The following is an 18,635-nucleotide window of genomic DNA, read 5'->3' as shown; positions in this document are numbered from 1 at the left end:
AGTCGCCCCGAGTCATTGACCTGCGATTCGGTTACGTACTACAATCGCGGGCTAAATTGGCTGCGAGCAATCGTAGCCCTTTTGTTTTTTTCTAAACCGGAACTTAGAGACTATGCCAACCATCAATCAGCTAGTGCGGAAACCCCGCACCAGTGTGACTGCGAAAAGCAAAAGCCCCGCTCTGGAGAACTGTCCCCAGAAGCGTGGTGTATGCACTCGCGTGTACACAACTACTCCTAAAAAGCCAAACTCTGCGCTGCGTAAAGTGGCCAAAGTTCGCCTGACCAACGGCTTCGAAGTGATTTCCTACATCGGTGGTGAAGGCCACAACCTGCAGGAACACTCCGTGGTATTGATCCGCGGCGGTCGTGTAAAGGACTTGCCAGGTGTGCGTTACCACATCGTGCGCGGTTCTCTGGATCTCCAAGGCGTTAAAGACCGTAAACAGGCTCGTTCCAAATACGGTTCCAAGCGTCCAAAAGCAGGTGGCGGTTCCAAGTAATCCGCATTCATTTGCGGGTCACGTACCCCGGCTACATTGCCAAATTGCAGTGCCAAAAAAGTGCCGAAACTACGGTTTTGGTGTGTTGAGAAAGCATTCCGTGCGGCCCGGTTGGGTCGAGTAAGCAGATGCAATAGTGGGCAGGTCCCACGCTGAAGATAAGGAATTTAAAATGCCACGTCGTCGCGAAGTGCAGCGCAGAGAAGTGCTGCCAGATCCCAAGTTCCAGAGCACCGATGTTGCCAAGTTCATGAACGTCATCATGCTGTCCGGCAAAAAAGCCGTCGCTGAGCGTATCGTGTATGGCGCCTTCGACAACATTGCCACCAAAGCTGGCAAAGACCCTCTGGAAGTGTTCAGCACCGCAATCAGCAACGTTAAGCCTGTTGTTGAAGTGAAGTCACGCCGTGTCGGTGGCGCGAACTACCAAGTTCCGGTGGAAGTTCGCCCCTCCCGTCGTCTGGCGTTGGCCATGCGTTGGTTGCGTGAAGCTGCGAAAAAGCGCAGCGAAAAGTCCATGGATCTGCGTTTGGCAGGCGAACTGATGGAAGCGGCCGAGGGTCGTGGTGGTGCCATGAAAAAGCGTGACGAAGTTCACCGCATGGCCGAAGCCAACAAGGCTTTCTCGCATTTCCGTTTCTAATATTCACTGGAGCAGCACATGGCTCGCAAGACGCCCATTGAGCGATATCGCAACATTGGTATTTCCGCGCACATCGATGCCGGTAAGACCACAACCACCGAACGTATTCTGTACTACACCGGTGTAAACCACAAAATCGGTGAAGTGCACGACGGTGCGGCCACCATGGACTGGATGGAACAGGAGCAGGAACGTGGTATTACCATCACGTCCGCTGCGACAACCTGTTTCTGGAAAGGCATGGACCTGAACTTCCCAGAACACCGCTTCAACATCATTGACACCCCAGGGCACGTTGACTTCACCATTGAAGTTGAGCGTTCCATGCGTGTTCTGGATGGCGCTTGCATGGTTTACTGTGCGGTGGGTGGCGTTCAGCCTCAGTCTGAAACTGTGTGGCGTCAGGCCAACAAATATCGCGTGCCTCGTCTGGCATTCGTGAACAAGATGGACCGCACCGGTGCCAACTTCTTCAAGGTCTATGACCAGATGAAGTTGCGTCTGCGCGCCAACCCCGTTCCCGTCGTAATCCCCATCGGCGCTGAAGAAAACTTCGAAGGCGTGGTTGACCTCATCAAGATGAAGGCCATCATTTGGGACGACGCTTCACAAGGCATGAAGTTCGAGTACCGCGACATTCCCGCCAACTTGCAGGCTGATGCCGAAAAGTGGCGCAGCGAGATGGTTGAGGCCGCTGCTGAGGCGTCTGAAGACCTGATGAACAAGTACCTCGAAGAGGGCGATCTGACCGAAGAAGAAATCAAGCTGGGCCTGCGTACCCGCACGATTTCCACTGAAATTCAGCCCATGCTGTGCGGCACCGCGTTCAAAAACAAAGGTGTTCAGCGCATGTTGGACGCTGTGATCGAATTTCTGCCTTCACCCGTGGATATTCCACCCGTGTCCGGTACCGATGAAGACGAGCAGCCCTCCAGCCGCAATGCCAGCGACGACGAAAAACTGTCTGCCTTGGCATTCAAGCTGATGACCGACCCATTCGTTGGTCAGCTGACCTTCGTGCGTGTGTACTCCGGTGTGTTGAACAAAGGCGACACCGTGTACAACCCGGTCAAAGGCAAGAAAGAGCGTATCGGCCGTATCGTTCAGATGCACGCCAACAACCGTCAGGAAGTTGAAGAAATTCGCGCTGGCGACATCGCCGCTTGCGTGGGCTTGAAAGAAGTGACCACCGGTGAAACCCTGTGTGATCCATCCGCTGTGATCACCCTGGAGCGCATGGTGTTCCCTGAGCCTGTGATTGCGCAGGCCGTTGAGCCAAAAACCAAGGCTGACCAGGAAAAGATGGGTATCGCTCTGGGCCGTCTGGCTGCAGAAGATCCTTCCTTCCGTGTTCGCACCGACGAAGAATCCGGTCAAACCATCATCGCCGGTATGGGCGAGCTGCACCTGGAGATCATCATCGACCGCATGAAGCGGGAATTCGGTGTTGAAGCCAACGTGGGCAAACCTCAAGTGGCTTACCGCGAAACCATCCGCTCAACCGTCAAGGAAGTGGAAGGCAAGTTTGTTCGCCAGTCCGGCGGCCGCGGTCAATACGGTCACGTTGTGCTGCGTGTTGAGCCCAACGAAGCTGGAAAAGGCTTCGAGTTCCTGGACGAAATCAAGGGCGGTGTGGTTCCTCGCGAATACATTCCTGCGGTTCAAAAGGGTATCGAAGAGTCTCTGCACAGTGGTGTGTTGGCTGGCTACCCCGTTGTTGACGTGAAGGTCGCCCTGCACTTCGGTTCTTACCACGACGTGGACTCCAACGAATCTGCGTTCAAGATCGCCGCCTCCATGGGTTTCAAGGAAGGTATGCGTCGCGCCAGCCCGGTTCTGCTTGAGCCGATGATGGCGGTTGAAGTGGAAACACCGGAAGACTACGCCGGTACCGTGATGGGCGACTTGTCCTCACGCCGTGGTGTGGTTCAGGGTATGGATGACATGGTTGGTGGTGGCAAAGCCATCAAGGCCGAGGTTCCTCTGGCTGAAATGTTCGGTTACGCAACTACATTGCGTTCTCTGACTCAAGGTCGCGCAACCTACACCATGGAATTCAAGCACTATTCCGAAGCGCCCAAGAACGTTGCGGATGCTGTGATCAGCGCCCGTGCCAAGTAATTGAAATTTAAAGAATCGAGAGGTATTTGCAATGGCAAAAGAAAAGTTTGAGCGTAAGAAGCCGCACGTCAACGTAGGAACGATTGGTCACGTGGACCACGGAAAGACGACTTTGACAGCGGCGATCACAACGGTTCTGGCCCGCCTGATTGGTGGTGAAGCCAAAGGCTACGACCAGATTGATGCGGCCCCTGAAGAAAAGGCCCGTGGTATTACCATCAACACAGCGCACGTTGAGTACGAAACCGAGACTCGCCACTACGCGCACGTTGACTGCCCCGGCCACGCCGACTACGTCAAGAACATGATTACCGGTGCGGCCCAGATGGACGGCGCCATTCTGGTGTGTTCCGCCGCTGACGGCCCCATGCCCCAGACTCGCGAGCACATCCTGCTGGCCCGTCAGGTTGGCGTGCCTTACATCATCGTGTTCCTGAACAAGTGCGACATGGTTGATGATGCCGAACTGCTGGAACTGGTTGAAATGGAAGTGCGCGAACTGCTGTCTTCCTATGACTTCCCAGGCGACGACGTGCCCATCATCAAAGGTTCAGCCAAGCTGGCCCTGGAAGGTGACGCAGGCGAACTGGGCGAAGGTGCCATCAAGGCCCTGGCCGCAGCCCTGGACAGCTACATCCCCACGCCTGAGCGTGCAGTGGACGGCGCATTCCTGATGCCTATCGAAGATGTGTTCTCCATCTCCGGTCGCGGTACCGTAGTGACAGGCCGTATCGAGCGCGGTATCGTCAAAGTCGGCGAAGAAATTGAAATCGTGGGTATCAAAGACACCGCCAAGACCACCTGTACAGGCGTGGAAATGTTCCGCAAGCTGCTGGACCAAGGCCAAGCCGGTGACAACGTGGGCGTACTGCTGCGCGGCACCAAGCGTGAAGACGTAGAGCGCGGCCAAGTGCTGTGCAAACCCGGTTCGATCAAGCCACACACAGGCTTTACCGCCGAAGTGTACGTGCTGTCCAAAGAAGAAGGTGGTCGTCACACCCCCTTCTTCAACAACTACCGTCCCCAGTTCTACTTCCGTACAACGGACGTGACCGGCTCCATCAGCTTGCCTGCTGACAAGGAAATGGTACTGCCCGGCGACAACGTGTCGATCAATGTTGAATTGATCGCCCCGATCGCGATGGAAGAAGGTCTGCGCTTTGCGATCCGCGAAGGCGGTCGTACGGTGGGCGCCGGTGTGGTTGCCAAGATCACCAAGTAATTCAATTGCTTGGGACCAAAGGGTTGCGGGTGCAGCCCTTTGGTTGAATGAATGAGGTGAGCCGTAATGGTACGGTCACACTCCACAGCTCTTTAGGAATTGTTATGAACAACCAGAAAATCCGTATCCGCCTCAAGGCCTTCGACTACAAACTGATCGACCAGTCAGCCTTGGAAATCGTTGATACCGCCAAGCGCACCGGCGCTGTGGTCAAAGGCCCCGTGCCTCTGCCCACTCGCATGAAGCGTTTCGACATTCTGCGTTCACCCCACGTGAACAAGACATCTCGTGATCAATTCGAAATCCGCACTCACCAGCGTTTGATGGACATCGTGGACCCCACCGACAAGACAGTGGATGCATTGATGAAACTCGACCTGCCTGCTGGCGTGGATGTTGAGATCAAGTTGCAGTAAATCAAAATAGCGTTTATACTCGAGGGCTTACCCCAAAAAGGGTGTAAGTCCGAGAGAATTTATCATTCGGCCAATCGTAGCCGAAATTGGAGAAATCATGAGTCTAGGCCTTATTGGTCGCAAGATCGGCATGATGCGCGTCTTTACAGAAGCGGGTGTTTCTATTCCCGTGACTGTGGTGGATGTGTCGTCTAACCGTGTTGCGCAGCTCAAAACGCAAGAGTCAGACGGCTACACCGCTGTTCAGCTCGCGTATGGTTCTCGCCGTGCGTCTCGCGTTTCCAAAGCTCAGGCGGGTCATTACGCCAAAGCTTCTATCGAAGCCCCTTCATCCCTGGTTGAATTCCGCGTCGAGGCGGCCAAGCTTGCAGAGCTGCAGGTTGGCGCGGCTGTGTCCGTGGACATCTTCTCTGTTGGCCAAAAGGTTGACGTGAGTGGTGTTACTCAGGGTAAGGGCTTCTCCGGTGCCATCAAGCGTCACCACTTCAGCTCCCAGCGGGCTTCCCACGGTAACTCGATTTCCCACAATGCGCCTGGTTCCATTGGTATGGCCCAGGATCCGGGTCGTGTTTTCCCCGGTAAGCGCATGGCGGGTCAGTTGGGTAACGTAAATCGTACAACCCAGAACCTGGAAGTGGTTCGTGTTGACGCAGAGCGCGGCCTGTTGCTGATCAAGGGTGCCGTTCCCGGTTCCAAAGGTGGTCAGCTGCTGGTTCAGCCGGCTGTCAAGGCGAAGGCATAAGGAGAACCTGATGGAATTGAAAGTAATTGGCGATTCTGGGCAGGCCTCTCAAACTGTTCAGGTGTCTGATGTGGTGTTCGGTCGTGAGTACAACGAGCCGCTGATTCATCAGCTGGTGGTTGCGTACCAGGCGAATGCGCGTCAAGGCACACGTGCTCAAAAAGACCGTGCGGAAGTCAAGGCCTCCACACGTAAGCCTTGGAAGCAAAAAGGCACCGGTCGTGCTCGTGTTGGCGCGGTGTCCAGCCCGTTGTGGCGCGGAGGCGGCCAGATTTTCCCGAACCGCCCCGACGAAAACTTCACCCAGAAAGTGAACAAGAAAATGTTCCGCGCTGGTGTGTGTTCGATTTTGTCCCAATTGGGTCGTGAAGAGCGTCTGGTTGTTCTGGAGTCTCTCCAGCTCGACTCTCCCAAAACCAAGCTGCTGGATCAGAAGATCAAAGGCCTGGGTTTGGAGTCCGCTCTGATCATCGTGGATAGCGTTGACGAGAACCTGTATCTCGCCTCTCGCAATCTGCCCAATATTGCTGTAGTTGAGCCCCGTTACGCAGACCCCCTCTCCTTGATTCACTTCAAGAAAGTGGTGGTTACCCGCGCTGCGCTCGACAAGCTGCAGGAGATGTACGCATGAATACCCAGCGTTTGATGAAAATCCTGTTGGCCCCCATCGTGTCCGAAAAGAGCACCATGCTGGCTGACAAATACGAGCAAGTGGCGTTCAAAGTGTGCGCCGATGCGACTAAGGACGAGATCAAGGCCGCCGTTGAGCTGATGTTCAGGGTGGAGGTTGAGGCCGTTCGTGTGATCAATCGGGCAGGCAAGCAAAAGCGTTTCGGACGGACCATGGGTCGTCGCTCCGACGTGCGCAAAGCGTACGTGTCGCTGAAAGCCGGTCAGGAAATCAATTTCTCGGAGGCTGCGTAACATGCCATTGGTCAAACTTAAACCCACTTCGCCAGGTCGTCGTGGCGTTGTCAAGGTTGTGCATCCACACCTGCACAAAGGTGAGGCTTACGCGCCTTTGCTCGAGTCACAGTCCAAGACATCCGGCCGCAACAACAATGGTCACATCACGACCCGTCACAAAGGTGGTGGTCACAAGCAGCACTACCGTTTGGTGGATTTCAAGCGCAACAAGGATGGCATTCCCGCCAAAGTTGAGCGCATTGAATACGACCCAAACCGTACTGCGCACATTGCCCTGATCTGTTACGCCGATGGTGAGCGTGCATACATCATTGCACCTCGTGGTCTGCAAGTCGGACAAACGCTCCTGAACGGTTCTGAAGCGCCGATCAAGATTGGTAACACCCTGCCCATCCGCAACATCCCCGTGGGTACGACGGTGCATTGCATCGAGTTGCTGCCTGGTAAGGGTGCGCAGCTGGCTCGCTCCGCAGGTGGTTCCGCAATGTTGATGGCCCGTGAAGGCACTTACGCTCAGATGCGTCTGCGCTCCGGTGAAATCCGCCGCATTCACATCGAATGCCGCGCCACCATCGGTGAAGTCAGTAACGAAGAAAACAGCCTTCGCAAAATCGGTAAGGCCGGTGCAGTGCGCTGGAAGGGCATTCGCCCAACCGTGCGTGGTACTGCAATGAACCCGATCGATCACCCACACGGTGGTGGTGAAGGTAAGACCGGTGAAGGTCGTGTGCCAGTCAGCCCATGGGGTCAACCAACCAAGGGTTACCGCACACGTTCCAACAAGCGCACGGACACGATGATTGTCCAGCGCCGTCACAAGCGATAAGTGGGGTAAGTCAATATGTCTCGTTCACTGAAAAAAGGTCCGTTCTGCGACGCCCACTTGATCAAAAAAGTCGAGGCCGCTGTAGCGTCCAAGGACAAGCGTCCTATCAAAACCTGGTCGCGTCGTTCCACTGTACTCCCAGAGTTCATTGGTCTGACGATTGCTGTTCACAATGGCCGTCAACACGTGCCTGTGTACATCAACGAAAACATGGTTGGTCACAAACTCGGCGAATTCGCGCTGACCCGTACGTTCAAGGGTCACGCCGCCGACAAAAAGGCCAAGCGCTAAGGGGTAGAACATGGAAACTCGTGCAATTTTGAAAGGTGTACGCCTGTCTCCCCAGCGTGGGCGCCAGGTGGCTGACCTGATCCGCGGTAAAAAGGTGGATCAGGCTCTGAACATCCTGACCTTTTCACCCCAGAAGGCCGCCTTCATCGTGAAGAAGGTGCTGGAAAGCGCAATCGCCAATGCTGAGCACAACGACGGTGCTGACGTTGATGAATTGAAGGTCAAAACCATTCATGTGGAAGAAGGTCCTGTGCTCAAGCGGTTCACCGCTCGTGCAAAAGGTCGCGGCAACCGCATTACCAAGCGAACCAGTCACATTTATGTGACGGTTGGAAATTAAGGGGGTTACATGGGTCAGAAGATTAACCCAACCGGCTTTCGCCTGGCTGTATCTCGCAACTGGGCATCTCGCTGGTATGCGTCCAACCGCGATTTTTCCAAGATGTTGATCGAGGACATTCAAGTCCGCGATTATCTGAAGAAAAAGCTGAAGAACGCCTCCGTGGCTCGCGTACTCATCGAGCGTCCTGCCAAGAACGCCCGTGTGACGATCTATTCAGCGCGCCCAGGTGTGGTCATCGGCAAGAAAGGTGAAGACATTGAAGTGTTGAAGGCCAGCCTGCAAAAGCTGGTTGGTGTGCCCGTGCACGTCAACATTGAAGAGGTCCGTAAGCCAGAACTGGACGCCCAGTTGATCGCCGACGGCATCGCCCAGCAGCTCGAGCGCCGGATTATGTTCCGTCGCGCCATGAAGCGTGCGATGCAAAATGCGATGCGCATGGGTGCCCAGGGCATCAAGATCATGTCTTCCGGTCGTCTGAACGGCATTGAAATTGCGCGTACCGAGTGGTACCGCGAAGGCCGAGTGCCTTTGCATACCCTGCGTGCAGACATCGATTACGCCACGAGCGAAGCGGCGACAACCTACGGCATTATCGGTATCAAGGTTTGGGTCTACAAAGGCGACAACCTTGGTCGTGGTGATGTGGCTGCAGCGCCTGCTGAAGTCGAGAAGGAAGAGCGTCGCCCACGTCGTCCGGCCGGTCGTCCTGCTGGTGCCCGCAAGCCCCGCAAAGATGGTCCTGGGTCTAACAAAGAGGAAGCATCCGCTGGATCTTCCGCTGAACAGTGATTAGGAGCGCATGATGTTACAGCCATCACGTCGCAAATACAGGAAAGAGCACAAGGGTCGCAACACTGGCCTGGCCACACGTGGCGCCAGTGTGTCGTTTGGTGAATTTGGTTTGAAGTCGACTGCCCGTGGCCGTCTGACTGCACGCCAGATTGAATCTGCACGTCGTGCAATGGTTCGCCACATCAAACGGGGCGGCAAGATTTGGATTCGCGTATTCCCCGACAAGCCGATCACCAACAAGCCTGCAGAGGTTCGTATGGGTAACGGTAAGGGTAACGTGGAATACTACGTCGCCGAGATTCAGCCCGGTAAGGTGCTGTATGAAATGGACGGAGTGAGTGAAGAGCTGGCGCGTGAGGCGTTCCGTTTGGCTGCGGCCAAGCTGCCCCTCTCGACAGTGTTTGTCACCCGTCAGATTGGAGGTTAATCATGAAAGCGTCTGAATTGCGTGGCAAGACCGTCGCCGAATTGGTCACACTGTTGGAAGAGCTGCTGCGCGCACAGTTTTCCCTGCGCATGCAAGCTGCTACCCAGCAGCTGGCCAACTCGTCCCAGTTGTCCAAAGTCCGTAAAGACATCGCGCGCGTCAAAACCGTGATGACTCAACTGAAGAGGTCCGCATGAACGCCGAAGTCAAGACCAGTTTGAAGCGCAGCCTGGTAGGCCGCGTCATCAGCGACAAAATGACCAAATCGGTTGTGGTGGCTGTTGAAAATCGTATCAAGCACCCCGTGTACGGCAAGTTTGTGGTTCAAACCCGCAAGTTCACCGCCCACGATGAAACCAACGAAGTGGCCGAAGGCGACTTGGTTGAGATCAGTGAGGGTCGTCCCATTTCCAAGACAAAATCCTGGAGTGTGACAAAAGTGTTGGAAAAAGCGAAAGTTATCTAAACTTTTGCTTGATTGTGTAGTACTAGCCTGCTAGACTAGCAGGCTATTCTTTTCAACCCATGCGGGACCAAAACTGGTCACTTCAGTGACTAAGTTGGTTAGAGACAATCCATGATACAAATGCAATCACGGCTCGAAGTGGCCGATAACACTGGTGCACGCTCTGTCATGTGCATTAAGGTTCTTGGTGGTTCCAAGCGCCGCTATGCCGGCATTGGCGACGTCATCAAGGTTTCCATCAAGGATGCGGCGCCTCGTGGTCGTGTCAAAAAAGGCGAGATCTACAACGCTGTTGTGGTTCGCACCGCCAAAGGTGTACGTCGTCCTGACGGCGCGCTCATCAAGTTTGACGGCAATGCGGCTGTGCTGCTGAACGCCAAGCTCGAGCCCATCGGCACGCGTATTTTTGGACCAGTGACCCGTGAACTCCGTAATGAGAAGTTCATGAAGATTGTGTCTCTGGCCCCTGAAGTCCTGTGAGGTCGAAATGAACAAGATTCGCAAAGGCGACGAAGTGCTGGTGTTGACCGGCAAATTCAAGGGCAAAAAAGGTGTGGTTCTCGAGCGTGTTGATGCTGAGTACCTGCTGGTTGAGGGCGTGAATGTGGTGAAGAAGCACCAGAAGCCCAACCCAATGCGTGGCGTAACTGGTGGTGTTGTTGACAAAACTTTGCCTATCCACCAGTCGAACGTCAGTTTGTTTGACAAAGAAACCGGAAAGCCAAGCCGCGTAGCGGTCAAGGAAGTTGATGGCAAGTCCGTGCGAGTGCTGGTAAAGACCGGCGCGCAACTGGCCAACTGAGAGGTTCATCGTGTCCCGTTTCCAAGAGTTTTATAAAACTGAAGTGGTTGGTCAGTTGACCAAGCAGTTTGGTTACAAGTCGGTCATGCAGGTGCCCCGTATCACCAAAATCACCCTGAACATGGGTGTGGGTGAGGCCGTGAATGACAAGAAAGTGATTGAGCACGCCGTTGGTGATCTGACAAAAATTGCAGGTCAAAAGCCCGTGGTCACTCGTGCCAAGAAGGCGATCGCCGGTTTCAAGATTCGTGAAGGTTACCCAGTTGGTTGTATGGTGACTTTGCGCGGTCCCCGCATGTACGAATTCCTGGATCGACTCATCACTGTGTCTTTCCCCCGCGTTCGTGACTTCCGTGGTGTGTCTGGCAAGTCTTTTGATGGCCGTGGTAACTACAACATCGGCATCAAAGAACAGATCATCTTCCCGGAAATCGAGTACGACAAGATTGATGCGCTGCGTGGTTTGAACATCAGCGTGACAACGACTGCGAAAACCAACGAAGAGGCGAAAGCCCTGTTGGCCGCATTCAAGTTCCCCTTCCGCAACTGAGGTGCATCGTGGCAAAACTTGCTTTGATTAATCGTGAAAAGAAGCGTGCGGATCTGGCGAAGAAGTATTCCGCCAAACGCGATGCACTGAAGAAAACTATTGCAGATCAATCTGTGAGCGAAGCCGAGCGTTATGAAGCTCGTTTGAAGCTCCAGGCGCTGCCCCGCAATGCCAATCCCACGCGTCAGCGCAATCGTTGCGAATTGACAGGTCGTCCTCGTGGCACCTTCCGCGTGTTTGGTTTGGCCCGTAACAAGATCCGTGAAATTGCCATGCGTGGCGAGATTCCCGGCATCACCAAGGCTAGCTGGTAAGGGGTTCTGAATTATGAGTATGAGTGATCCAATCGCCGATATGCTGACACGCATCCGCAATGCGCAGGGTGTGGACAAGGCGACGGTTGAAATGCCTTCTTCCAAGCTGAAGGTTTCTATTGCGAAAGTGCTGAAAGACGAAGGTTACATCGAGAGCTACGCTGTTGTTGGCGAGGCTGCCAAGCCTGTTCTCAGCATCGAGCTGAAGTACTACGCTGGCCGCCCTGTGATCGAAAAGATCGAGCGTGTTTCACGTCCCGGCTTGCGTATCTACAAAGGCAAGGGCGATATTCCCGAGGTGATGAATGGCCTGGGCGTAGCAATTGTTTCAACATCCAAGGGTGTGATGACTGACCGCAAGGCCCGTGCAAACGGCATCGGCGGCGAAGTTATCTGCCTGGTTGCCTAAGGGGAATAGAACATGTCTCGTGTAGCGAAGGCTCCTATTCAAGTGCCCAGCGGCGTGACCGTGGCGATCTCTGGTCAGACAGTGTCCGTGAAGGGCGCCAAAGACGAGTTGAAGCTGGTGGTCAATGACCTGGTTGTTCCCAGTTTTGCTGATGGTGTGTTGACTGTTAAGCCCCTCAATGAGGCAGGTACAGAAGACAACGCCCAAGCGGGTACAGCCCGTGCCCTGCTGGCCAATATGGTGGTCGGTGTCACCAAAGGCTTTGAGCGCAAGCTCCAGCTGGTTGGCGTGGGTTACAAAGCCGCTGTTCAAGGTGATTCTCTGAATCTGGCCCTTGGTTTTTCTCACCCTGTGGTGCACAAGCTGCCAGCAGGTGTGAAAGCCGCGACCCCGACACCCACAGAGATCATCCTGACAGGTGCCGACAAACAAGTCGTTGGTCAGACTGCCGCGGAAATTCGTGCGTACCGTCCACCAGAGCCTTACAAAGGCAAAGGTGTTCGTTACTCGGACGAGCACGTGGTGATCAAAGAGACCAAGAAGAAATAAGGCGTGTAGAGGACCATTATGGAAACGAAAAAAGAAGCACGTCTACGTCGTGCAAAACAGACCCGCAAGCGCATCGCTTTGGCCCGCGCTACGCGTCTGTGCGTTTACCGCACCAACTCTCACATCTACGCAGCCATCCACTCCGCTGACGGCGGTTCAGTGTTGGCCTCCGCGTCGACAGTGGACAAGGAAGTTCGTGCATCACTGGGCGGCAAGTCCGGTGGCAACAAGGACGCAGCCGCTTTGGTGGGTGCCGAGATTGCCAAGCGTGCGATTGCCGCAGGTATTTCGGAAGTTGCGTTCGACCGCTCCGGTTTGGCTTATCACGGCCGCGTCAAGGTGCTGGCCGATGCAGCCCGTGAAGCTGGCTTGAAATTCTAAGGTGTGATCATGGCAAGAATGCAAGGTAAAAATGCGGCACCCGAGGCCCGTGATGACGGTCTGAAGGAAAAAATGATTGCCGTGAACCGCGTGACCAAAGTGGTCAAGGGCGGCCGGATTCTGGGTTTCGCAGCACTGACTGTGGTTGGTGATGGCGATGGTCGTGTCGGCATGGGCAAGGGCAAGTCCCGTGAAGTGCCTGTGTCAGTTCAGAAGGCCATGGAGCAGGCTCGTCGCCAAATGGCTCAGGTTTCTCTGCGCGATGGCACTATCCATCACACGGTTGAAGGTCGCCATGGCGCCTCCAAGGTGTTTCTGGCGCCCGCCCAGGAAGGTACTGGCTTGATCGCTGGTGGCCCTATGCGCGCTGTGCTGGAAGTTGTAGGTGTACGTAATATCGTGGCCAAGAGCCACGGTTCTTCCAACCCCTACAACCTGGTTCGTGCAACTTTGGACGCTTTGTCCAAACTGCAAACTCCTGCCGAGATTGCTGCCAAGCGTGGCCTGTCGGTAGATCAACTGTTCGGGGCCTGATCATGAGCGCTCAAGTCAAAGTAACCCTGGTCAAGAGCATTATTGGCACCAAGGAAGACCATCGCGCCACGGTTCGTGGGTTGGGTCTGCGTCGTCTGAACCACAGCAAGGTGTTGATTGATACGCCGGCCGTGCGTGGGATGATTAACAAGGTGTCCTACCTGTTGAAAGTAGAGGCTGCATAATGGAACTGAATACACTCGCTCCCGCTCCTGGCAGCAAGTTCCCCAAGCGTCGCGTTGGTCGTGGTATCGGCTCGGGCCTGGGTAAAACTGCAGGCCGTGGACACAAGGGTCAAAAATCCCGTGCTGGTGGTTTCCACAAAGTAGGTTTTGAAGGTGGTCAGATGCCTATGCATCGTCGCCTGCCCAAGCGTGGCTTCACCTCGCTGACTGGTGCCTTCAACGCTCAGGTTCGCCTGTCCGATCTGGAAGCATTGGGTGTTGACCAGATTGACCCCGTTGTACTGAAGCAAGCAGGCGTGATTGCTGCCAATGCACAGACCGTCAAGGTGATTCTGGCCGGTGAAATCAAACGCGCTGTTACCCTGAACGGGATCAAGGCCACCAAAGGTGCCTTGGCCGCCATTCAGGCAGCGGGTGGTTCCGTCAACGCTTGATGTGAGTGACGCGTGGCTCTGAATCCAACCTCATTGGCCTCATCGGGCAAGTTCTCCGACCTGCGCAGCAGGTTGGTGTTCTTGTTGTTGGCTTTGGTGGTTTACCGCATCGGTGCGCATGTGCCTGTGCCTGGTATCGACCCCGCAGCGTTGAAGCAACTGTTTGATTCCCAGCAGGGCGGCATCTTGGGCATGTTCAACATGTTCTCTGGTGGTGCCTTGTCGCGATTCACCGTGTTTGCACTTGGAATCATGCCGTACATCTCTGCGTCGATTGTGATGCAGCTGGCAGCGGTGGTTGTGCCTTCGTTGGAAGCCTTGAAAAAGGAAGGCGAAGCTGGGCGTCGCAAGATTACCCAGTACACCCGGTACGGGACGTTCTTCCTCGCGACTTTTCAGGCCATCGGTATCTCGATAGCGCTGGAATCGCAGCAAGGCTTGGTGATCGATCCTGGTCTGGGTTTTCGGTTTACCACAGCGGTTTCCTTGGTCACAGGCACGATGTTCCTGATGTGGCTGGGTGAACAGATCACCGAGCGCGGATTGGGTAACGGTATTTCGATTCTGATTTTTGCAGGCATTGCAGCCGGAATGCCCGGTGCCATCGGCGGTTTGTTTGAATTGGTTCGGACTGGTGCGATGAGTGCGCTGGTTGCTCTGTTGATCTGCGTCTTGGCGGTTGCTGTGACTTATTTGGTCGTGTTTGTTGAGCGCGGCCAGCGCAAGATCACGGTGAACTACGCCAAACGACAGGTCGGCAACAAGGTGTACGGTGGGCAAACGTCCCACCTGCCATTGAAGTTGAACATGGCTGGTGTGATTCCTCCCATCTTTGCCTCGAGTATTATCCTGTTGCCTGCAACGTTGAGTAGCTGGTTTGGGTCTGGCGAAGGGGCTGTGGTTGGGTTCTTGAAGGAAGTGTCTCAGACGCTGTCCCCGGGGCACCCCCTGTACATGTTGTTGTATGCGGCAGCCATTGTGTTCTTCTGTTTTTTCTACACAGCGCTGGTGTTCAACAGCCGTGAGACAGCAGACAACTTGAAGCGCAGTGGTGCATTTTTGCCCGGTATTCGTCCAGGCGAACAAACATCCCGCTACATCGACCGGGTTCTGATGCGGTTGACGCTAGTGGGTGCGGCTTACATCACCTTGGTGTGTTTGCTGCCTGAGTTTTTGGTGCTGGGTTTCAACGTGCCGTTTTACTTCGGTGGCACTTCGCTGCTGATTATCGTGGTGGTTGCGATGGATTTCATGGCGCAGGTTCAGGCCTACGTGATGTCCCATCAGTACGAAAGTCTCTTGAAGAAGTCCAGTTTCAAGGGCTCCGGTTCGACGAGGTAAGGATTGTCTAAAGACGACGTTATCCAGATGCAGGGTGAGGTTGTTGAGAACCTCCCCAACGCCACTTTCCGGGTGAAGTTGGAAAATGGTCACGTTGTGCTCGGTCATATTTCTGGAAAGATGCGAATGAACTACATCCGCATTCTTCCAGGTGACAAGGTGACGGTGGAATTGACACCGTACGACCTGTCCAGGGCACGTATTGTTTTTCGAGCCAAGTAAGTTGGTTCTTTTTGGAGTTCGCCATGAAAGTTCAGGCTTCGGTAAAGAAGATTTGTAGAAAGTGCAAAGTGATCAAGCGCAAAGGCGTGGTCCGTGTGATTTGTTCTGATGCGCGCCACAAGCAGCGTCAAGGTTAATAGAAGGGGATTTCAATGGCTCGTATCGCCGGTATCAACATTCCAAGCCATCAGCACATCGTCATTGGTTTGACTGCGATTTTTGGCATTGGTCGTTCCACTGCCAAGAAAATTTGTGCGGTGACTTCCATTCCGGAAAACAAGAAGGTCAAAGACCTGAACGACGCGGATCTGGAAGGCCTGCGTGACGAAGTGGGCAAATACCTGACCGAAGGTGACCTGCGTCGTGAAGTGACCATGAACATCAAGCGTTTGATGGACTTGGGTTGCTACCGTGGTTTCCGCCATCGCAAGGGCTTGCCCGTGCGTGGTCAGCGTACCCGCACCAACGCCCGTACTCGCAAGGGTCCGAAGCGTGCCGGTATTGCATTGAAGAAATAATCGGATTTAAGGGAAGAGTCGCCAAATGGCCAAAGGAACTACAAATACCCGTGCCCGCAAGAAGGTCAAGAAGAACATCTCTGACGGCATTGCGCACGTACACGCATCGTTCAACAACACCATCATCACCATCACTGACCGTCAGGGCAATGCACTGGCTTGGTCTACCTCTGGTGCTCAAGGTTTCAAGGGCTCACGCAAGTCGACCCCCTTCGCTGCCCAGGTGGCTGCTGAAGTGGCCGGCAAGGCCGCCCAGGAATGTGGCATCAAGACTGTTGAGGTGTTGATCAAGGGTCCTGGGCCTGGCCGTGAGTCCAGTGTTCGTGCCCTGAATGCATTGGGTATCAAGGTGACCAGCATTTCCGACATCACCCCGATCCCACACAACGGATGCCGTCCTCCCAAGCGTCGTCGCATCTGATTTTCGTAAGTCCATTGTCAAATCTTCCGGGTTTGACTGAAGCGGGTTCGCCCGTCTAATGAAAGAGGTTTCAAGTGGCTCGTTATACTGGTCCAAAATGTAAATTGTCCCGCCGTGAAGGCACCGATCTCGGTCTGAAGAGCACCCGCCGCAGCCTGGATTCCAAGTGCAAAGCGGATTCCAAACCTGGTCAACATGGCCGCACTTCCGGTGCGCGCACGTCCGACTATGGCCTGCAACTGCGTGAGAAGCAAAAAGTCAAACGCATGTATGGCATTCTCGAGCGTCAGTTCCGTCGTTACTTCGCCGAAGCTTCCCGCCGCAAGGGCAACACTGGCGAAACGCTGCTTCAGTTGCTGGAAAGCCGCCTGGACAACGTGGTCTATCGCATGGGTTTCGGTTCGACACGTTCCGAAGCACGTCAGCTGGTTAGCCACAAGGCCATTCTGGTGAATGGTCAGCCCGTCAACGTTCCTTCCTACGTGGTCAAGGTCAATGACGTGGTGTCTGTCCGCGAAAAGTCCAAAACACAGGCCCGTATTCTGGAATCTGTTGGCTTGGCTGAGCAGACCGGTTTCCCGATCTGGATTTCCGTGGATGCCAAGAAGTTGGAAGGTTCCATGAAGGCTTTGCCAGATCGCGCTGACCTGTCCCAGGAAATCAATGAAAGCTTGATCGTTGAATTGTATTCACGCTGATAGCCCATTGCTGGACTGAATCTCTGAATCGATTAATCCCCAGCCTTATCGGTGTAACGAGCCGAGGGTATTGACAAGGATTGTGAATGTTTAATGCAAGTTTGCTGAAGCCTCGGATTGTTGAGGTTGAGTCAGTTGGCCCAAGCGCCGCGAAAATCGTGATGGAACCCTTTGAGCGTGGTTACGGCCACACTTTGGGTAACGCTCTGCGCCGTGTGTTGTTGTCGTCCATGATTGGCTATGCCCCGACCGAAGTGTCGATTGCGGGTGTTGTTCATGAATACTCCACACTGGACGGTGTTCAGGAAGACGTTGTTGACCTCTTGCTGAACCTGAAGGGCATCGTGTTCAAGCTGGAATCACGTGATGTGGTGACAGTAACCCTGAAGCGCGACACCGCTGGTGTAGTGACTGCGGGTGACATCGAGCTGCCTCACGATGTTCAGGTGCTGAACCCTGAGCATGTGATTGCCAACCTGTCGCAAGGCGGCAAGCTGGACATGCAGATCAAGGTTGAGAAGGGCCGTGGTTATGTGCCCGGTACCGTGCGCCGTTTCCCTGACGAGCCCAGCAAGGCCATTGGTCGTATCGTGTTGGACGCATCGTTCAGCCCGGTCAAGCGTGTGTCCTACGCGGTGGAAAGTGCCCGTGTGGAACAGCGTACCGATCTGGACCGTTTGGTGATGTTCATCGACACCAACGGTGTGTTGTCCCCTGAAGAAGCGATCCGTTTGGCGGCTCGTATCTTGGTGGAGCAACTGTCTGTGTTTGCCGCGCTTGAAAACACGGCTGAGCCCGAGGCTGTCTCTCGTGCACCGCAGGTCGATCCGATTCTGCTGCGCCCTGTCGACGACCTGGAGCTGACTGTTCGTTCCGCGAACTGCTTGAAGGCTGAAAACATTTACTACATCGGTGACTTGATTCAGCGCACTGAAAACGAATTGCTCAAGACCCCTAACCTGGGTCGCAAATCGTTGAACGAGATCAAGGAGGTGTTGGCCGCACGTGGTCTGACACTGGGTATGAAATTGGAAAATTGGCCTCCCGCTGGCCTCGATAAGCCCTGAGCTTAGCGTTTGATTGATTGAAGGATACAAAAAATGCGTCACCGTCACGGATTGCGTAAGCTGAATCGCACCAGCAGCCACCGTCTGGCCATGTTCAGGAACCTGACCAATGCCTTGTTGAAGCACGAAGTGATCAAAACCACTCTGCCGAAAGCCAAGGAACTGCGTAAGGTTGCTGAGCCCATCATCACTCTGGGCAAGACACCGACCCTGGCCAACAAGCGCCTGGCCTTCTCCCGCCTGCGTGACCGTGAAATGGTCATCAAGCTGTTTGACGAAATCGGACCCCGCTACGCCACCCGTCCTGGCGGCTACATGCGTGTTCTGAAGTTCGGCTTCCGCAAGGGTGACAATGCGCCAATGGCTCTGGTTGAGCTGGTGGACCGTCCTGAAACCGCTGAAGTGGTTGAAGTGGCTGAAGAGCAGGCGTAATTGCCAAGAGGCGACGGCGTGTTCGTTGCCTCACCGGATCAGGGTGCAGCTTTCGCTTTG

Annotated in this window: 33 protein-coding genes; all 33 read left to right on the top strand. The window is 54.6% G+C overall.

The features are described from left to right. Nucleotides 1-112: 112 nt before the first annotated feature. The 33 genes from rpsL (at nt 113) to rplQ (ending at nt 18,575) form a co-directional block, all read left to right on the top strand. Nucleotides 113-502: a 30S ribosomal protein S12 gene (gene rpsL, locus ACK4FF_RS00515; protein WP_409703349.1), complete on the top strand. Its 390-nt coding sequence runs from the start codon at nt 113-115 to the stop codon at nt 500-502. Between the two features lie 172 nt (nt 503-674). After that, on the top strand, nt 675-1,145 hold the full coding sequence (gene rpsG / locus ACK4FF_RS00510) for a 30S ribosomal protein S7 (protein ID WP_409703346.1): 471 nt from the start codon (nt 675-677) through the stop codon (nt 1,143-1,145). 18 nt (nt 1,146-1,163) lie between these two features. Then, entirely contained in the window at nt 1,164-3,266 is a 2,103-nt protein-coding gene (fusA, locus tag ACK4FF_RS00505) for an elongation factor G (RefSeq protein WP_409703343.1), read from the top strand. A gap of 31 nt (nt 3,267-3,297) precedes the next feature. Continuing rightward, nucleotides 3,298-4,488, top strand: a complete 1,191-nt coding sequence (gene tuf / locus ACK4FF_RS00500; protein WP_409703339.1) for an elongation factor Tu — start codon at nt 3,298-3,300, stop codon at nt 4,486-4,488. Between the two features lie 104 nt (nt 4,489-4,592). Next, a complete protein-coding gene (gene rpsJ, locus ACK4FF_RS00495) occupies nt 4,593-4,904 on the top strand; it encodes a 30S ribosomal protein S10 (protein ID WP_409703336.1) in 312 nt (103 codons plus the stop codon). Nucleotides 4,905-5,001: 97 nt separating this feature from the next. After that, the gene (rplC, locus tag ACK4FF_RS00490; RefSeq protein ID WP_409703333.1) at nt 5,002-5,646 is read left to right on the top strand and encodes a 50S ribosomal protein L3; all 645 of its coding nucleotides are present in this window, start codon (nt 5,002-5,004) and stop codon (nt 5,644-5,646) included. Between the two features lie 10 nt (nt 5,647-5,656). After that, entirely contained in the window at nt 5,657-6,277 is a 621-nt protein-coding gene (gene rplD / locus ACK4FF_RS00485; RefSeq protein WP_409703330.1) for a 50S ribosomal protein L4, read from the top strand. After that, complete coding sequence (gene rplW / locus ACK4FF_RS00480; protein WP_409703327.1) at nt 6,274-6,570, top strand: 50S ribosomal protein L23; 297 nt, start codon at nt 6,274-6,276, stop codon at nt 6,568-6,570. Before rplD ends, rplW begins: the two co-directional genes overlap by 4 nt. 1 nt (nt 6,571) lies before the next feature. After that, nucleotides 6,572-7,399, top strand: a complete 828-nt coding sequence (rplB, locus tag ACK4FF_RS00475; protein WP_409703324.1) for a 50S ribosomal protein L2 — start codon at nt 6,572-6,574, stop codon at nt 7,397-7,399. 15 nt (nt 7,400-7,414) lie between these two features. Continuing rightward, on the top strand, nt 7,415-7,690 hold the full coding sequence (gene rpsS / locus ACK4FF_RS00470) for a 30S ribosomal protein S19 (protein WP_409703320.1): 276 nt from the start codon (nt 7,415-7,417) through the stop codon (nt 7,688-7,690). A 10-nt stretch (nt 7,691-7,700) separates the two neighbouring features. Then, nucleotides 7,701-8,030, top strand: a complete 330-nt coding sequence (gene rplV, locus ACK4FF_RS00465; protein WP_409703317.1) for a 50S ribosomal protein L22 — start codon at nt 7,701-7,703, stop codon at nt 8,028-8,030. A 9-nt stretch (nt 8,031-8,039) separates the two neighbouring features. After that, the gene (gene rpsC, locus ACK4FF_RS00460) at nt 8,040-8,822 is read left to right on the top strand and encodes a 30S ribosomal protein S3 (RefSeq protein WP_409703314.1); all 783 of its coding nucleotides are present in this window, start codon (nt 8,040-8,042) and stop codon (nt 8,820-8,822) included. Between the two features lie 13 nt (nt 8,823-8,835). Further along, complete coding sequence (rplP, locus tag ACK4FF_RS00455) at nt 8,836-9,252, top strand: 50S ribosomal protein L16 (RefSeq protein WP_409704813.1); 417 nt, start codon at nt 8,836-8,838, stop codon at nt 9,250-9,252. Nucleotides 9,253-9,254: 2 nt separating this feature from the next. Beyond that, complete coding sequence (gene rpmC, locus ACK4FF_RS00450; RefSeq protein ID WP_409703311.1) at nt 9,255-9,449, top strand: 50S ribosomal protein L29; 195 nt, start codon at nt 9,255-9,257, stop codon at nt 9,447-9,449. Further along, nucleotides 9,446-9,718, top strand: a complete 273-nt coding sequence (gene rpsQ / locus ACK4FF_RS00445) for a 30S ribosomal protein S17 (protein WP_409703308.1) — start codon at nt 9,446-9,448, stop codon at nt 9,716-9,718. The genes rpmC and rpsQ overlap by 4 nt, the downstream gene beginning before the upstream one ends. Nucleotides 9,719-9,829: 111 nt before the next feature. Continuing rightward, on the top strand, nt 9,830-10,198 hold the full coding sequence (gene rplN / locus ACK4FF_RS00440; protein ID WP_409703305.1) for a 50S ribosomal protein L14: 369 nt from the start codon (nt 9,830-9,832) through the stop codon (nt 10,196-10,198). 7 nt (nt 10,199-10,205) lie between these two features. Next, complete coding sequence (gene rplX, locus ACK4FF_RS00435; RefSeq protein ID WP_409703302.1) at nt 10,206-10,520, top strand: 50S ribosomal protein L24; 315 nt, start codon at nt 10,206-10,208, stop codon at nt 10,518-10,520. Between the two features lie 10 nt (nt 10,521-10,530). Continuing rightward, the gene (rplE, locus tag ACK4FF_RS00430; protein WP_409703299.1) at nt 10,531-11,070 is read left to right on the top strand and encodes a 50S ribosomal protein L5; all 540 of its coding nucleotides are present in this window, start codon (nt 10,531-10,533) and stop codon (nt 11,068-11,070) included. Nucleotides 11,071-11,078: 8 nt separating this feature from the next. Then, on the top strand, nt 11,079-11,384 hold the full coding sequence (gene rpsN, locus ACK4FF_RS00425) for a 30S ribosomal protein S14 (RefSeq protein ID WP_409703296.1): 306 nt from the start codon (nt 11,079-11,081) through the stop codon (nt 11,382-11,384). 13 nt (nt 11,385-11,397) lie between these two features. After that, complete coding sequence (gene rpsH, locus ACK4FF_RS00420) at nt 11,398-11,793, top strand: 30S ribosomal protein S8 (protein WP_409703293.1); 396 nt, start codon at nt 11,398-11,400, stop codon at nt 11,791-11,793. A gap of 12 nt (nt 11,794-11,805) precedes the next feature. After that, nucleotides 11,806-12,342 carry a 50S ribosomal protein L6 gene (gene rplF, locus ACK4FF_RS00415; RefSeq protein WP_409703290.1) on the top strand — a complete coding sequence of 179 codons (537 nt, stop codon included), beginning with the start codon at nt 11,806-11,808 and terminating at the stop codon, nt 12,340-12,342. Nucleotides 12,343-12,360: 18 nt separating this feature from the next. Next, nucleotides 12,361-12,723, top strand: coding sequence for a 50S ribosomal protein L18 (gene rplR / locus ACK4FF_RS00410; protein WP_409703287.1), 363 nt, complete (start codon nt 12,361-12,363; stop codon nt 12,721-12,723). A 9-nt stretch (nt 12,724-12,732) separates the two neighbouring features. Beyond that, the gene (gene rpsE / locus ACK4FF_RS00405; protein WP_409703284.1) at nt 12,733-13,257 is read left to right on the top strand and encodes a 30S ribosomal protein S5; all 525 of its coding nucleotides are present in this window, start codon (nt 12,733-12,735) and stop codon (nt 13,255-13,257) included. Nucleotides 13,258-13,259: 2 nt separating this feature from the next. After that, nucleotides 13,260-13,442, top strand: a complete 183-nt coding sequence (rpmD, locus tag ACK4FF_RS00400; RefSeq protein WP_409703281.1) for a 50S ribosomal protein L30 — start codon at nt 13,260-13,262, stop codon at nt 13,440-13,442. Further along, complete coding sequence (gene rplO, locus ACK4FF_RS00395; protein WP_409703278.1) at nt 13,442-13,876, top strand: 50S ribosomal protein L15; 435 nt, start codon at nt 13,442-13,444, stop codon at nt 13,874-13,876. Before rpmD ends, rplO begins: the two co-directional genes overlap by 1 nt. Nucleotides 13,877-13,888: 12 nt before the next feature. Beyond that, nucleotides 13,889-15,217, top strand: coding sequence for a preprotein translocase subunit SecY (secY, locus tag ACK4FF_RS00390; protein WP_409703275.1), 1,329 nt, complete (start codon nt 13,889-13,891; stop codon nt 15,215-15,217). A 3-nt stretch (nt 15,218-15,220) separates the two neighbouring features. After that, nucleotides 15,221-15,439, top strand: a complete 219-nt coding sequence (infA, locus tag ACK4FF_RS00385; RefSeq protein WP_008249415.1) for a translation initiation factor IF-1 — start codon at nt 15,221-15,223, stop codon at nt 15,437-15,439. Between the two features lie 23 nt (nt 15,440-15,462). Beyond that, a complete protein-coding gene (gene rpmJ / locus ACK4FF_RS00380) occupies nt 15,463-15,576 on the top strand; it encodes a 50S ribosomal protein L36 (RefSeq protein WP_256763017.1) in 114 nt (37 codons plus the stop codon). 15 nt (nt 15,577-15,591) lie between these two features. Next, the gene (rpsM, locus tag ACK4FF_RS00375; RefSeq protein ID WP_409703272.1) at nt 15,592-15,957 is read left to right on the top strand and encodes a 30S ribosomal protein S13; all 366 of its coding nucleotides are present in this window, start codon (nt 15,592-15,594) and stop codon (nt 15,955-15,957) included. Nucleotides 15,958-15,982: 25 nt separating this feature from the next. Next, nucleotides 15,983-16,378, top strand: coding sequence for a 30S ribosomal protein S11 (gene rpsK / locus ACK4FF_RS00370; protein ID WP_409703269.1), 396 nt, complete (start codon nt 15,983-15,985; stop codon nt 16,376-16,378). Between the two features lie 74 nt (nt 16,379-16,452). Further along, nucleotides 16,453-17,076: a 30S ribosomal protein S4 gene (gene rpsD / locus ACK4FF_RS00365; protein WP_409703265.1), complete on the top strand. Its 624-nt coding sequence runs from the start codon at nt 16,453-16,455 to the stop codon at nt 17,074-17,076. An 86-nt stretch (nt 17,077-17,162) separates the two neighbouring features. Then, entirely contained in the window at nt 17,163-18,143 is a 981-nt protein-coding gene (locus tag ACK4FF_RS00360) for a DNA-directed RNA polymerase subunit alpha (protein ID WP_409703262.1), read from the top strand. Nucleotides 18,144-18,176: 33 nt separating this feature from the next. Beyond that, on the top strand, nt 18,177-18,575 hold the full coding sequence (rplQ, locus tag ACK4FF_RS00355; RefSeq protein ID WP_409703259.1) for a 50S ribosomal protein L17: 399 nt from the start codon (nt 18,177-18,179) through the stop codon (nt 18,573-18,575). Nucleotides 18,576-18,635: the final 60 nt, after the last annotated feature.

The organism is Limnobacter sp. (genome assembly GCF_046297615.1).
In the GTDB taxonomy this organism is placed as follows: Bacteria; Pseudomonadota; Gammaproteobacteria; order Burkholderiales; family Burkholderiaceae_B; genus Limnobacter.
This window is presented reverse-complemented; position numbering and strand designations above follow the sequence as displayed.

Excerpts from the sequence above, each read along its gene's own strand:
- rpsL (WP_409703349.1), top strand. The coding sequence starts at position 113 with ATGCCAACCATCAATCAGCTAGTGCGGAAACCCCGCACCAGTGTGACT.
- rpsG (WP_409703346.1), top strand. The coding sequence starts at position 675 with ATGCCACGTCGTCGCGAAGTGCAGCGCAGAGAAGTGCTGCCAGATCCC.
- fusA (WP_409703343.1), top strand. The coding sequence starts at position 1,164 with ATGGCTCGCAAGACGCCCATTGAGCGATATCGCAACATTGGTATTTCC.
- tuf (WP_409703339.1), top strand. The coding sequence starts at position 3,298 with ATGGCAAAAGAAAAGTTTGAGCGTAAGAAGCCGCACGTCAACGTAGGA.
- rpsJ (WP_409703336.1), top strand. The coding sequence starts at position 4,593 with ATGAACAACCAGAAAATCCGTATCCGCCTCAAGGCCTTCGACTACAAA.
- rplC (WP_409703333.1), top strand. The coding sequence starts at position 5,002 with ATGAGTCTAGGCCTTATTGGTCGCAAGATCGGCATGATGCGCGTCTTT.
- rplD (WP_409703330.1), top strand. The coding sequence starts at position 5,657 with ATGGAATTGAAAGTAATTGGCGATTCTGGGCAGGCCTCTCAAACTGTT.
- rplW (WP_409703327.1), top strand. The coding sequence starts at position 6,274 with ATGAATACCCAGCGTTTGATGAAAATCCTGTTGGCCCCCATCGTGTCC.
- rplB (WP_409703324.1), top strand. The coding sequence starts at position 6,572 with ATGCCATTGGTCAAACTTAAACCCACTTCGCCAGGTCGTCGTGGCGTT.
- rpsS (WP_409703320.1), top strand. The coding sequence starts at position 7,415 with ATGTCTCGTTCACTGAAAAAAGGTCCGTTCTGCGACGCCCACTTGATC.
- rplV (WP_409703317.1), top strand. The coding sequence starts at position 7,701 with ATGGAAACTCGTGCAATTTTGAAAGGTGTACGCCTGTCTCCCCAGCGT.
- rpsC (WP_409703314.1), top strand. The coding sequence starts at position 8,040 with ATGGGTCAGAAGATTAACCCAACCGGCTTTCGCCTGGCTGTATCTCGC.
- rplP (WP_409704813.1), top strand. The coding sequence starts at position 8,836 with ATGTTACAGCCATCACGTCGCAAATACAGGAAAGAGCACAAGGGTCGC.
- rpmC (WP_409703311.1), top strand. The coding sequence starts at position 9,255 with ATGAAAGCGTCTGAATTGCGTGGCAAGACCGTCGCCGAATTGGTCACA.
- rpsQ (WP_409703308.1), top strand. The coding sequence starts at position 9,446 with ATGAACGCCGAAGTCAAGACCAGTTTGAAGCGCAGCCTGGTAGGCCGC.
- rplN (WP_409703305.1), top strand. The coding sequence starts at position 9,830 with ATGATACAAATGCAATCACGGCTCGAAGTGGCCGATAACACTGGTGCA.
- rplX (WP_409703302.1), top strand. The coding sequence starts at position 10,206 with ATGAACAAGATTCGCAAAGGCGACGAAGTGCTGGTGTTGACCGGCAAA.
- rpsH (WP_409703293.1), top strand. The coding sequence starts at position 11,398 with ATGAGTATGAGTGATCCAATCGCCGATATGCTGACACGCATCCGCAAT.
- rplF (WP_409703290.1), top strand. The coding sequence starts at position 11,806 with ATGTCTCGTGTAGCGAAGGCTCCTATTCAAGTGCCCAGCGGCGTGACC.
- rplR (WP_409703287.1), top strand. The coding sequence starts at position 12,361 with ATGGAAACGAAAAAAGAAGCACGTCTACGTCGTGCAAAACAGACCCGC.
- rpsE (WP_409703284.1), top strand. The coding sequence starts at position 12,733 with ATGGCAAGAATGCAAGGTAAAAATGCGGCACCCGAGGCCCGTGATGAC.
- rpmD (WP_409703281.1), top strand. The coding sequence starts at position 13,260 with ATGAGCGCTCAAGTCAAAGTAACCCTGGTCAAGAGCATTATTGGCACC.
- rplO (WP_409703278.1), top strand. The coding sequence starts at position 13,442 with ATGGAACTGAATACACTCGCTCCCGCTCCTGGCAGCAAGTTCCCCAAG.
- rpmJ (WP_256763017.1), top strand. The coding sequence starts at position 15,463 with ATGAAAGTTCAGGCTTCGGTAAAGAAGATTTGTAGAAAGTGCAAAGTG.
- rpsM (WP_409703272.1), top strand. The coding sequence starts at position 15,592 with ATGGCTCGTATCGCCGGTATCAACATTCCAAGCCATCAGCACATCGTC.
- rpsK (WP_409703269.1), top strand. The coding sequence starts at position 15,983 with ATGGCCAAAGGAACTACAAATACCCGTGCCCGCAAGAAGGTCAAGAAG.
- ACK4FF_RS00360 (WP_409703262.1), top strand. The coding sequence starts at position 17,163 with ATGTTTAATGCAAGTTTGCTGAAGCCTCGGATTGTTGAGGTTGAGTCA.
- rplQ (WP_409703259.1), top strand. The coding sequence starts at position 18,177 with ATGCGTCACCGTCACGGATTGCGTAAGCTGAATCGCACCAGCAGCCAC.